Source organism: Acidobacteriota bacterium (assembly GCA_022340665.1).
In the GTDB taxonomy this organism is placed as follows: Bacteria; Acidobacteriota; Thermoanaerobaculia; order Thermoanaerobaculales; family Sulfomarinibacteraceae; genus Sulfomarinibacter.
Map to the genome: position 1 here is coordinate 1 of JAJDNM010000055.1, position 12693 is coordinate 12693.

The 12693-nt window shown below is 61.2% G+C and carries 12 protein-coding genes; 7 read left to right on the plus strand and 5 right to left on the minus strand.

Going from position 1 to position 12693, the window contains the following annotated elements; translation table 11 throughout:
• Positions 1-211, minus strand: a 211-nt coding sequence (locus tag LJE93_07440) for a hypothetical protein (GenBank protein ID MCG6948727.1), incomplete at its 3' end; no start/stop codon positions are given.
• A 167-nt stretch (positions 212-378) separates the two neighbouring features.
• On the opposite strand from LJE93_07440, the gene LJE93_07445 reads away from it, so the two are divergent.
• Entirely contained in the window at positions 379-912 is a 534-nt protein-coding gene (locus LJE93_07445; protein ID MCG6948728.1) for a hypothetical protein, read from the plus strand.
• Between the two features lie 200 nt (positions 913-1112).
• Here LJE93_07445 and LJE93_07450 read toward each other — a convergent pair whose 3' ends face one another.
• Entirely contained in the window at positions 1113-2219 is a 1107-nt protein-coding gene (locus tag LJE93_07450; protein MCG6948729.1) for a hypothetical protein, read from the minus strand.
• A gap of 388 nt (positions 2220-2607) precedes the next feature.
• On the opposite strand from LJE93_07450, the gene LJE93_07455 reads away from it, so the two are divergent.
• Positions 2608-3441 (plus strand): acetoacetate decarboxylase family protein, encoded by an 834-nt coding sequence (locus tag LJE93_07455; protein ID MCG6948730.1) that lies wholly within the window; start codon positions 2608-2610, stop codon positions 3439-3441.
• Positions 3442-3644: 203 nt separating this feature from the next.
• Here the strand turns inward: LJE93_07455 and LJE93_07460 are convergent, their stop codons facing one another.
• The gene (locus LJE93_07460; protein MCG6948731.1) at positions 3645-4679 is read right to left on the minus strand and encodes an outer membrane protein assembly factor; all 1035 of its coding nucleotides are present in this window, start codon (positions 4677-4679) and stop codon (positions 3645-3647) included.
• Between the two features lie 369 nt (positions 4680-5048).
• On the opposite strand from LJE93_07460, the gene LJE93_07465 reads away from it, so the two are divergent.
• The 4 genes from LJE93_07465 (at position 5049) to LJE93_07480 (ending at position 10688) form a co-directional block, all read left to right on the plus strand.
• Positions 5049-6683 (plus strand): C69 family dipeptidase, encoded by a 1635-nt coding sequence (locus LJE93_07465; GenBank protein ID MCG6948732.1) that lies wholly within the window; start codon positions 5049-5051, stop codon positions 6681-6683.
• Between the two features lie 4 nt (positions 6684-6687).
• The gene (locus LJE93_07470) at positions 6688-8265 is read left to right on the plus strand and encodes a sulfatase-like hydrolase/transferase (protein MCG6948733.1); all 1578 of its coding nucleotides are present in this window, start codon (positions 6688-6690) and stop codon (positions 8263-8265) included.
• On the plus strand, positions 8262-9209 hold the full coding sequence (locus LJE93_07475) for an aminoglycoside phosphotransferase family protein (protein MCG6948734.1): 948 nt from the start codon (positions 8262-8264) through the stop codon (positions 9207-9209). The genes LJE93_07470 and LJE93_07475 overlap by 4 nt, the downstream gene beginning before the upstream one ends.
• Before the next feature lie 99 nt (positions 9210-9308).
• A complete protein-coding gene (locus LJE93_07480) occupies positions 9309-10688 on the plus strand; it encodes an FAD-binding oxidoreductase (GenBank protein ID MCG6948735.1) in 1380 nt (459 codons plus the stop codon).
• Positions 10689-10786: 98 nt separating this feature from the next.
• Here LJE93_07480 and LJE93_07485 read toward each other — a convergent pair whose 3' ends face one another.
• Both LJE93_07485 and mpaA read right to left on the minus strand, forming a co-directional pair.
• Positions 10787-11671, minus strand: coding sequence for a hypothetical protein (locus LJE93_07485; protein MCG6948736.1), 885 nt, complete (start codon positions 11669-11671; stop codon positions 10787-10789).
• Positions 11671-12378, minus strand: a complete 708-nt coding sequence (mpaA, locus tag LJE93_07490; protein ID MCG6948737.1) for a murein tripeptide amidase MpaA — start codon at positions 12376-12378, stop codon at positions 11671-11673. The genes LJE93_07485 and mpaA overlap by 1 nt, the downstream gene beginning before the upstream one ends.
• Positions 12379-12501: 123 nt before the next feature.
• On the opposite strand from mpaA, the gene LJE93_07495 reads away from it, so the two are divergent.
• Positions 12502-12693, plus strand: a 192-nt coding sequence (locus tag LJE93_07495; protein MCG6948738.1) for a hypothetical protein, incomplete at its 3' end; no start/stop codon positions are given.

A 12693-nucleotide genomic window follows, 5' to 3' on the forward strand; every position in this document is an offset into this window, starting at 1 on the left:
GGTTCTCCAGCCTGACGTCATCCAGATCCCGATGAGTGCCGATAAGAAAGCTGGTGAGTCGCGCGTCGCCGTTGGCAAAAACACCGCGCAGAGCGTCCAGCGTCGCGCCGATCGCCGGATCCTCGAGATCCTCGACCACAATCTCGACCTCGGCCAAAATATCCGATGTGTCCCTCGTCGACGTATGATCTTGTTGCGCATCTATCACCACAACGCCTACCTCCCGGGAGTCGCGATCCCCTCAATGCTCTATCTCGAAAGATAACAGAGTGGTGCCGCCGGGATCCGACATCCCGTTTGTCTGGGCCGATTGCTGTTTCCTCTTCCGCTCGTGTATAGTATGCGGACCAACTTTCGAAAAAACCGGGAGGAGTACAGATGGGATTCATGTCGAAAATGCTCGTCAAGGGAGCCACGAAGGCGACCGTCGGCGCGGCCAAGAAGTGGACGACCTCCAAGTTCACAGATCTCGCAGTCAAAAGCATTTCAAATATGCTCGGATTGTCGGACACCAGGATCGGGAAGATCCTCGAGAGAGGCATTCCTGGAATGATCTTCGCAGGCGCTGAAGATCCGAGTATCACCGACAGGCTCTTCGGCGATATGAAGGACCGAAAGAAAGACAGGGACAAGAAGAAGAAACGAGGCCGCGAGGAGTCCAGCCATCACTTCTTCGACATCTTCGGCAACGTTGGACGAACATTGGTGAAATCGATCTCCCGAGATACGGGAGAGTCTGAAGAGAATGTGAGTGGGGTTCTGGGCATGTTCCTGCCGACGTTCCAGACGGTTCTCGACGAAGAGAAGCCGGAGGATGCGGGCATGCTGCACCGGATGTTCAAGAAGGAGGCCGAGGATATCGAGGAGGAGAGCCCGGGCCTCGCAAAGAGAGCCCTGAACATGATCTTCTGACGAAATTCGGCTGGCGTTCCGGACGGGCGCGCGGACAGCCGGCGGCGTGTCGGAGGAATCACCAAGCCACTGCACCCGTGGCCGACATGGCTGACGTCAACAGTCGCTGGTGGCATCTGGCGCTGACCTACGCGCATTTCGCGGTGGCGATGATGTTCTCGTACGCCCTGAGGTTCCTGCGCAGACTCGACTTTCGCTGATCAACGCCCAGCTCGCGCGTCGAGGTCGTCCTCCACAAAACGCAGCAACGCCTCGACCAGCGCCTCTCGCGGGTAGTCGTTCTGATCGACCGCCGTCTTGCCGATGAAAGGGTGGGAACGCTCGATCGGAACCGCCAATGCCCAGTGGTCCGCGTTGAGACACCCTATGAATGAAGATCCCGGAATGAATTCATCCGGGAACAGGACCTGGCTGTCGTTGCGTGGATCGAACTCACTCAGTTTCTTGTATCCATGTTGCAGAATTGATGAAATGCGGTCGCGCTCCGGGCAGGTCACCAGCGAGTAATACGGAAAGTCTGTTGGGAGCGGATTCTGCTCGAGAAAGGTCTTGCGCGTTTGCGGGCGCAGGCTTTCGAGAGCTCCGCCGTCGTGCGTGGAACAGTCCGCTCCTGGCCAGTGCTCGAGAAGCTCGAGCTGTGACCTGGTGGCCTGATCCGCGCTCGGAGAACCACCGACCGCCCCTGCGGCCGACACCACCGCCGCGATCCTGCCGCGAATCTCCGGATAGGCCACCACGGCTTCGAGGATATCGGGCGCGCCCTTGGAGTACCCGATGAGGACCAGATTGCGTCCGTTACCTTTCATTGCCACGATCGAATCGCGAATCATACGGGCGTTGGCAGCGGAGCTGGAGAGCGATTCCACGTCGATGATCTGCATGTCATATCCGAACTGGCGGACGTGGTCTACAACCGTGTCCTTCATGCCCAGCCAGTCCGAGAAGCAGTCGAATCCCACTCCCGGAACAACCACAGCCACCAGGTGTCGATGCGACTTGCCGAGGTCGACGGGACGACCGGTACCCCCGGATTCCGCGCCATAGCGGGTGAGGGCTGCTTCACACGGGCGGTAGTCGGGAACGGTCTCTCCGCGTTCCTCGAGAACCGCACAGAAGACCTCTCGGAACCTGCCGCGCTGATCCGTCACGTCCGGGAGCGTCGACAGGAACTCCGCGTTCTCCGGGTACAGCACCGGCTGTGTCGACGAGCAACCGCCCGCCAGCAACCCCGCCACAACCAGGAGGCCCGCCGGGCAACACACCATTCGCCAACCCGAAACCGCTCTCAGAGTAGCAATCACCATCATTTTTTGCGTCCTCTTAGAGTCCGTTACGCCATGATCGCGACAAGGATACGGCACCTCGCAGAAATCTGTACCTACCGCCGTCGAGGTATCCCGGGCGAGAAAACTGGCAGGTGGAGCTGAACCGGCAATTCAATCTCATCTGGGCGTCATCGAAGGGACCCCGGCCAAGCAATCGGAACGCAGCGGTTCCTGGAATGAATTCTCGGCGTCACGCCGAAGAATCAGCTCTGCGCGAGCCCGCCGGTGCGCGGTCGCGGACCGCGCCGCCCTGGTAAGTCGGAACATCACAACCCTCCGTACCGGGCACCTTTCTTTGCGCGACATTGTGCCCGAGCTTCGCCAGTTGTGAGGTAGGTTTGTTCCCGATCTTCGACGGCGAGGTATGGTCATGCTCTACGCACTGCCGCAGGAAAAGATCACCAAGCTACGCAATCTTTCGTTTCGGCCGGAATTCACCGGCGCAGAGATGCTCTTTGCCGTCTTTCGTAGCGACCCCACGGTGATAGCGCAAATACTGCCGAAGCCACTCAAGCCGGCAAAGGAGCCGTTGGCTGCGGCTTTCGTAGCGAGGTATCCCAACACCAACTTTGGATGCGTCTATAACGAAGGTGCACTTCTCATCCAGACACGCTTCCGTAGTGAAGCCGGATTCTACTGCCTGGCGATGCCCGTGGACGATGATATGGCCATGGTGGGAGGCCGAGAGCAGTACGGTTTCCCCAAGAAGATGGCCGAAGAGATCACGTTGGAGCAAATGGACGGCCGTCGGGTTGGGCGAGTCGTCCGCAAGGGCGTGAAGCTTATGCGCATCGAGAGCGCGCCCAGCGAGACCGCTGGTGACCGCGAGCTCGACTTCCTTGGTCCGGTGGGTCGAGATCCAGATGGCCGAACCCGACGCGAGGCCACTTCGTTTTTGATCAAGTACTTTCCGAGTCCTCATCGCAAGGGCTTCGACTACCTGCCGCGGATTGTGCGTCAGGTCACCGCATTTCGACCGCGAGCAGATCTCCTCACGGGCCCGTGTAAAGTGGTCCTCAACTCTTCCCCATACGACCCGTTCGGTGTTGTGAAGGTCGAGGAGGTGCTCACGTGCGTTTACGGAACGTGGGACAACAGCATGCTTCCTGGTCGGGTCGTCGGTCGCATCTGGAACCCATGGCGGTTCTTGCCACACGCCCTATTCAAAACCGACGCCGTGCCCTTTTTGCTCGGCGAAGTTTAAGGTATCAGTGCCAGGCTGCAAACACTCAGCCCGCATTATTCATGAGGAATCGTCGCGAAAGGCGGGAGGCGCAAGTGGGACGGCGATCTCGGAAGACGAGCGAGCGGAGGCGTACTTGCTGTACGTCGAGCGAGCGAATCGAGAAAGCGCCGCCACGCGCAGCGCATCGCGCCTTGCAGCAGAATCATCATGAATAATTCGGGCTAGAACGCCTCCGAAATTCGGAAGTACCACGCGGATGAACCTCTGCCTCGCGCGTAATCCACGCCGAGGTTGATCCGCTGCTCCTCTGAGACCATGAACCTGGCCCCGACTCCGTAACTGGGCAGCAGGTTGTCGGTGCGCAAATCACCGAAGCCCGGCGCGATCTGACCCACGCCCGCGAAGGCCACCATGCCCCACTTACCGTGGAATCTCCAGCGATACTCGAGTTGCGTCGACAGGCTGACTCCGTCGCGGTACTGCCCTCCGACATAGCCGCGGATCTCGTCGCCCCCACCGCCGACGACGCAGAGGTCATAGAACGGAACGTCCCCACCAGTGGAGCATGCGGTCGCTCTCCAGGCGAGAATGGCGTCGTTTCCCAGCACGGTGTACAGGTTGAAACGCGCGTCGTACTGTTCGTAGTCACGGTCACTGCCGAGCGCTTCTCTGGCGAAATTCGACGTCACCTCCAGATACGAACCACTGAAGGGGTTGAACTGGTTGTCCCGGGAGTCGTATTCGAGCACCGGTCCGAGGCCCGAGCTGGTGATCTTGATCCCGTCTCTCAGAATGTCGCCCGGTATCCACTCCGGGAGATCCGGAAATGTCGTGGTGACCGTCATCAGGCGGTACTGCAGGCCGAGGTAAAGGCCGTCGCCGATCCGTCGCAAAAACCGGGGACCCAGATATGGACCCTTCTGCGCGATATCGATCGAGCGCCCCTGGTCGCCCGATCCGTGTCCGATACCGAAGAATTTCAGATTGACGTCGAAGTAACCCAGCCAGCCCAACAGCCGGTACGTGTCGTTCTTGAAGTGCACGTTGACCCCGCCGCCCCCGGCCCAGCTTTTGCTGTTCGCCCACAGTGCCCCGAACGTCACGCTTGACGGGGGTGCATTCTCCCCGCCCTGAAAGAGGTACATGGTGGCGGCACCCAGCCCACTGCCGATGGTCGGGTTGGAGATCGGCACCGGCATGACGAAGAAACGCTTCTCACCAAGGGCTTGAGCGGCGGCTTCGGCCTGCTCGGTCATTTCCCCGATGGCACTCTCGTTTCTCTCCTCGGAACCGGCGCCCGAGACGCACGACAGGAAAACGCACAGCCCGGCGCAGAGATGCCGGATCCTGATTCGGGATGTCGGGTTTTCCATGGATTGGTACCTCTCGCTTCCGTTCTTCGCCGTCGCGCAACGATACCTCAATCAGGGAAGCCCATGCCGGGTGAAACCCCGGAGATGCGAATCTCACCGCCGCACAACATTGCGGGCGGCCCGTAGCGTGACCTGCAGTCAGTCACACGGCCACCGCGATGGTAGTCTGAGGCCAGTATTGACGGGCGGGGGTGTGTGGTTCGGAATGCAGTGAAATAGTTGCCTCGCCCGCGGAAACTGAAGGGAGACACCTTGAAAACCAGATTTCTCGTCGTCATTACAGCCACGATCCTCGTCCTGCCCGGCCTGCTCCAGTCCGCGCTGGCCTGCACCAACATTCTGGTCAGCAAGGGCGCTTCGGCGGACGGCTCGGTCATGATCTCCTACTCTGCCGACTCCGGCGGGTCGCTCGCCCACCTGATCTACCTTCCGGCAGCCGAACACGAGGAAGGTGAGTGGGCCGAGGTGAAGACCTGGGAGCGCGAGTCCGATCCGGCCAGGGTCAGGCAGGTGGCCCGAACCTACGCCGTTTTCAACCTGATGAACGAGCACCAGCTGACCATCGGCGAGACCACCAACGGCGGCCGCAAGGAGCTGCGCAACAAGGACGGCGGGCTGCACTACTCGGAGCTCATCACGCTGGCTCTCCAGCGATGCAGGACCGCTCGCGAAGCGGTGCTCACCATCGCCGCGCTTGCTGAGGAGTACGGCTATCGCGACAGCGGCGAGACCTTCTCCATCGCCGACCCGAAGGAGGTCTGGATGATGGACATCGTCGGCAAGGGGCCCGGCGTCACGGGCGTCATCTGGGTTGCCGCCCGCGTCCCCGACGGCTACATCTCGGCCCACGCCAACATGAGCCGCATTTCCACCTTCCCGATGGACGATCCCGACAACTGGCTCTACGCGCCCGACGTGGTCGAATTCGCGATCGAGAAGGGATACTACGATCCTGACTCGGGCGAGCCGTTCAGCTATCGCGAGGCGTACCACCCGCTCGACCCGATCGGGATGCGTGTCTGCATGGCGCGAGTCTGGTCGGTGTATCGCCGCGCCGCGCCCTCACAGGACTTTGGCGACGATTACCACCGGGGCGTCGAGGGCTCGGAGGACTATCCGCTGTTCATCAAGCCCGACAAGAAGCTGGCCGTGCGCGATGTGATGGCCCTCATGCGCGACCACTTCGAAGGAACGCCTTACGACATGACCCAGGGTCTCGACGCAGGTCCGTTCGCCTGCCCCTATCGATGGCGCGGGCTGACCTGGGAGGTGGACGACGTCAAGTACGTGTGGGAACGTCCCATCTCCAGCCAACAGGCCGGATTCGTGATGGTGACCCAAAGCCGCGACTGGCTGCCTGATCCGATCGGTGGGGTCTACTGGTACACGCCCGACGACTGCTTCACCACCCCGTTCACACCCTTCTACGCCGGAACCGCCCGGGTACCCCACGCCTTCGCGCGGGGTGACATCGACCGGTTTTCCTGGGACTCCGCCTGGTGGGCATACAACGTCGTATCGAACCTGACCTACAACACCTACTCCCGCATCATGCCCGAGGTGGCCGCGGCGCAGACAGAGGCCGAGGATGCCGTCTTCGCGATGTTGCCGGCCGTGGAGGAAACCGCCGCCAGGCTTTACCAGCAGGATCCCGAGCTGGCAAAGAGATTCCTGACCACCTTCAGCGTGAGCACCGCAGAAGGGATGCTCGAGCGCTGGAAAGAGCTCGGTATTCAGATTCTAACCACCTTCAACGACGGCTACGTGCGCACCCAAGAGGAGGGCACCCGGGCCGTTGGATATCCCGAGGCATGGTTGCGGAGGGTGATCGAGGAGAACCCCGAACAGTTCCGGGTACCCGACTGGGGTCAGGCAAGCGAGGACTGAGCCCGTGAGACGAACTCTGAGGTGGCTGATCGTCGGTTTTGGATTTCTCGGCACCGGATGCAGTGCATTCGACACGAATCCTTATGCTCCACCTCCGCCCAACATCATTGTCATCATGGCCGACGACCACGCGCAACGGGCCATCAGCGCTTACGGCAGTCCGCTGATCCAAACACCCAACATCGATCGACTGGCCGACGAGGGGATCCTTTTCTCCTCGAGCTTCGTCACCAACTCGATCTGCGCCCCCTCGCGTGCCGTCCTCCTGACCGGCCAGTACAGCCACCGCAACGGCCTGCGTGACAATCGAGACCAGTTCGACGGCTCGCAGATGACCTTTCCCAAACTTCTCCAGCAGGCAGGCTATGAGACCGCAGTAGTTGGCAAGTGGCATCTCAAGGACGAGCCAACCGGCTTCGATCATTGGAAGATTTTGATCGGCCAGGGGCATTACTACAGCCCGGTGTTCCTCGAAAACGGGGAGCAGGTCGAGTATCCCGGATATGTCACCGATGTGGTCACCGACCTCGCGCTCGACTTCCTCGAAACCCGGGACCATGACAAGCCGTTCCTGCTGCTCTATCAACACTCGGCGCCGCACCGCAACTGGATGCCCAGCCCTCAGCACGTCGACCTCTTCGCCGATCAGGATCTGCCGCTGCCGCCGACCTTCGAAGACGACTATCGAGGGCGCCCCGCGGCAGAAAGCGCCGACATGAGGATAGATGACCTGTACCTCTCGTTCGACCTCAAGCTGCAGGCCGATGCCTACGGACGGGAAACCGGAACCGGTGGCAATGCGGAGTTCGACGCCGAAGCCTCCTGGCAAGCGTCGTACGAGCGCATGTCGGAGGAGGAGAAGGCCGCCTGGGACGAGCACTATGGTCCGATCAATGCCGACTTCAAGAGCAACTCACCGAACGGAACCCAATTGACCATCTGGAAGTACCAGCGTTTCCTCAAGGACTACCTCCGCTGCGTGGCCTCGATCGATGACAACCTCGGAAGGCTGCTGGGGTGGCTCGACCGGCACGGCCTCGCCGACGACACTATCGTGATCTACACCTCGGACCAGGGTTTCTTCCTCGGTGAGCACGGTTGGTATGACAAGCGTTTCATGTACGAACCGTCGATGAAGACACCACTGATCATTCGGTATCCCGCTGGGATCGAGCCGGGCCGCGTCTCGGATGCCCTGGTGGTCAATCTTGACACCGCCCCCACCCTGCTCGATTTCGCCGGGGTCGCGGTGCCGCCCGTGATGCAGGGAAAATCGCTCCGGCCACTCACCCTGGGGCGTACGCCTGCCGACTGGCGACAAAGCGTCTACTACCACTACTACGAATACCCGCACGGGTGGCACGATGTCCGGCCGCACTACGGGATCCGCACCGACCGATACAAGCTCATCCACTTCTACGGCGAGCTCGATGCCTGGGAGCTCTACGACCTCGAGAAGGATCCGAACGAAATCGAAAACCTCTTCGGCAGGGAGGGATACGGGACGGTCACCGGGGAATTGACTGGACGGCTCAGGGCCCTCCAGCGAGAGTACGGGGACGAGATGGACCACACGAAGTGAGTGATCCCGCCCGGCATCGCGCGCGTTCGCGCGTCGAAATTTCGATACCAGAGGTCTTTTCCTCTGCCACCATCGAACGCGAGGGCGCGGACGGTCTGAACTGGCTCGAAGCCCTGCCCGATCTCATCGAACATCTGTGCGAGACATGGGATCTGGAGGTCGACGGCCCCACCATGCACGGCTATGTCGGTGTGGTCATCCCGGTCTCCCGCGGCGGCACACCATACGTTTTGAAGATCTCGTGGATCGACGAGTGGTCCCGGCACGAGGCACTGGCCCTCAGCACCTGGGCCGGTCGCGGGGCGGTTCGGCTCATCGACGCCGAGCCGTCATCCGGCGCCATGCTCCTCGAGCGGCTCGATCACCGGCACTCGCTCGAGGGGCTCCCGGTGGACGAGGCGACGCGGATCGCCGGCAAGCTCCTGCGCCGTCTCGCCGTTCCCGCTCCTACGGAGATCCGAGCGGTGTCCGCCGAAGGCGCACGCATGCGTCGACGCCTCCCCGAGCTCTGGGAGCATACCGGGAAGCCTTTCGAAGAACCCCTGCTCGACGAGGCGCTCGGGATTCTGGACGAGCACGGCGACTGCCGGCCCGACACGATCGTCAATCAAGACCTTCATTTCGAGAACATCCTCGCCGGGGAGCGCGAGCCGTGGCTCGTTATCGACCCGAAGGTCCTCGCCGGTGATCTCGAGTTCGGCGCCGCGCCGCTGCTATGGAACCGATTCTCCGAAATGCGGGGGCCGGATGATCTGCGGCAGCGGCTGGCCATTCTCGCCGATGCCGCAGAGCTCGAACCGCTCCTCGCCCGAGATTGGTCGCACGTGCGCATCCTGGAGTACTGGCTGTGGGCGATCGGAGTCGGACTCACCGATGATCCGAAGAAGTGCAGAACACTCGTCGACTGGCTCCGGCCGGAGCGCCTCGGCCGCTGCACGCCGTAGCGTCGCCCCATCCGGAATAGGCTCGACCCGGGTCCTCGTTACTCTCGTTTGACACGCTCAATGCGCCGGTTGAAATCCAGGCCACAAAAAGGGGGAACAATGTCCGAAGGCCATCTCGAAGAGCTCGCAAACGCAGTCAATGGCAGCGTGCTGGTGCCCGGGGACGAAAATTACGACCCGGCGAGGGCCTTGTGGAATGCCCGTTTCGACCGTCGACCAGATGTTGTCGTGCAGTGCGAGGGGGCGGACGACGTCCAGGCGTCCGTCAACTTCGCTCGTACCAGAAACCTCCCGCTCTCCGTCAAGGGCGGCGGGCACGCGTTCGCGGCCAACACGGTCGGCGATGGCGGTCTGTTGATCGACCTCTCTCCGATGAAGGGCATCGAGATCGATCCTGAGGCGAAGATCGCCCGCATCGAGGCCGGCCTCAAGTGGGGAGAGTTCGACCCCCTGGCCCAGGCGCACGGTCTCGCATCTCCCGGTGGGACCGTGTCCGGGGTCGGCGTGGCCGGTTATACCCTCGGCGGCGGTGCCGGCTACCTCGCACGCAAGCACGGCATGGCCATCGACAATCTCCTTTCGGTCGACGTCGTGACTGCCGGTGGTGATTTCCTGCACGCCAGCGCGGACGAGAACACCGACCTCTTCTGGGCCTTGCGAGGGGGTGGAGGCAACTTCGGAGTGGCCACCCGATTCGAGTTCCAACTGCACGAGGTCGGACCCGAGGTGGTGGCGGGACAGGTCTTCCATCGCCTCGAAGATGCGCCCGACCTGCTTCGTTTCTACCGGGATTTCATGGCCGCAGCTCCGGACGACATCCAGTGCTACCCGTTCTTCCTGCGCGTCCCACCGATGGAGCTCTTTCCCGAGGCGTATCACGGTCAGCTCGTACTCGACTTCGTGGTCTTCCACGCCGGCAGCGGCGCTGAGGCCGAGGCTGCCCTGCGACCCTTGGTCGAGCGAGGCAGACCCTTCCTGTCGCTGGTCGGACCACAACCGTACGTGTCAGTCCTGCAGACCTTTGACGCCGGACTGCCGAGCGGTCAGCGCTACGATTCACGGTCGCACGACCTGCCGGCCATCACGGACGCGACCATCGACACGCTGATGGAGCATCTGCCAGGGATGAGCGGCGACTTTTCGTCAGCGTACCTGGGCGGGCTGGGCGGAGCGGTCGGTCGGGTGGACCCGACCGCGACCGCTTTCCCCCACCGCGATGCCCGATTTTCGTTCCACATCATGGCCGGATGGAGTGAGGCGGAGCAGGACGAAGAGGTCATGCGCTGGGTCCAGGGCTTCCACGATGCGATGGCCTCCCACGCCACCGGCGGTGTCTACGTCAACGTCCTCGGCACGAATGAGGAGGCTCGTGTCCGTGCCGCCTACGGCCCCAACTACAACCGCCTGGTCGAGCTCAAGAAGAAGTGGGATCCAGATAATCTGTTTCGCAGGAATCACAATATTCCTCCGACTGGTTGAGAGACCGCCCCGCGGCCGCACGAAACAATTCTCGATTTTGAGTTTTGAATTCTAATTCCAACCCATCCCCACGGAGGACCCGCGGCTGCGAGAGGGAATCAGAAGAGATCAGGAGCGTAGGTGTACGTCTGGAATGCGTCGACCGTTTTCGGTGAGATTCCTTCGAGAAAGAACGCAATCGTTTCGAGTGCTGTTTCCGGAACTTTGTAGCGGGTTATGAACTCGACGCCGACGTCACAATATTTTGAATCCTTATGTGATGTGCGGCCAATGTTGGCGAACAGCTCCTCACTCACGAACTCGTTCGGGTTCAGTATGCGGGTCGATGTTCTCCGGCGGCCGAATGCACCCGAAAAATAGTCCTTGCGATAGCCATAATGTGTGCACGCGAGGTAGGTGACGAAATCAGTCGAGCCGGGTCGGGATTTGGCAATCGCCTCCCCCACGTACCGCTCGATTTTCTCCCGCGCGGCCGAGCCCTCGCGATCCTCCGAGATGGTGTCGGCCAGCGACGGGCACGCCTGGGAGATGATCCTCTCCTCCCCGATCCCGTTGCTTTGCAGGAGACGGGGATACGTGTCTTCGTCGATGGTTGTCGGCGTTCCGAAGATCGCGGCGACAGACTCGGGAAACCGTTCGAGATCACGGACCAGGCGACTCACACCCGATTCGACGATCCCCCTCACCGGAACCGGTGGGGCCTTTGAAAAAGGCGTGTCGGAGTAGAGAACTGACAGCGTGTTGCACGCGACGTAGATCTGGTCCGGGGAATAGGTATCAGTGACAATGTCGAGGAATTCATCGAAATTGTCGATCTTTTCCTGCCTGGAACCCATCGAATTGTATCCGAAATCATTCTCCGGAGACGCATTGACGTAGATCAGTTCGACCGGCATTCCGATCGGGTGCATACGCAGGTATCTCTCGGCATAGGCACAGACCGACAGCCCGCCCACGCCCGAGTCGGTGATCAAGAGACGCATCAGAAACCTTCAACCGCGATGTTCCCGGTCAGAACATCTATCAGCACCGGTACGTGGCGGTCCTTGAGATCGTATGGCGATGCGGCCTCGAGCTCGTAGGTCACGAGGTTCAAGCCGTGCTCCTGGGCCCATGAGCCGAAAGAGCCGGGGGTGCTGTATGTGACCGGTTCGAGCGACAACCCGCTCCGTTTCGCGAGCCATTTGCCCAACGGGGATTCATCCGCATCATCGATGCATGCCAGTGCCGCGTGCAACGTGATGACCGCACGCGGTTTCAACCGGCCGATCAGTGCCAACAATGCTCCGGTCTCGGGTTCCGAGGCAGGCCGCTCGCCCGGGCTCAGCTCGATGTCCTGCGCATCGTCCTTGCGGCTCTTGTAGTAGACCGGTTCAGGAGACCACGAGCCGGTCGGAAAATTACGGTTGAGGTCGACCCCTCTCGCGTTTCCCCGGGTTCCGCGAATGGTCCCGTCCGGGTTGGCGCAGAGTATCGCGGCATTTTTCAGGTCTTGGGAGGGAATCGAGCGAAGGGCATCGGACAGAACGATCGTTGTCTCCGACTCGTCCCCGTGCATCGAGGCCAACACCAGGATCTTAGGCGTTGCATTTTCAGGAAGCCAGACGGTCAATGCGTTCCCATCGCGGGATTTCCCGTACACCTCGCTTGCATGACGAATCACACCGCTTTCGGATCGATCAACGAGCATCTGCACATCCCCCGATTCGACGTCGCGTCCAGTGTAGCCGCTTCCCCGCAATCACGAATGTCAGCGCGTATAATCTGCGCGTCGCGGCCCGCACCAAAACCGGAACCCAGAGGGCACACTCGAATGAGCCACAGACCAGAATTCGCGAATGCGGCCAGGTACATATGGACGCTACTGATCTTTTTGGTGGTTCCCGCGTCCGCGGCTGCGCAAACGGCACCAGCCTCTCTGGTGAATGTCGAGTTGGTCGAGTCCACGCAGGGCGGCTGTCGATTTCTGCTCGAGGTTCAAGGGCGAGTCGATCGCATCGAGCCG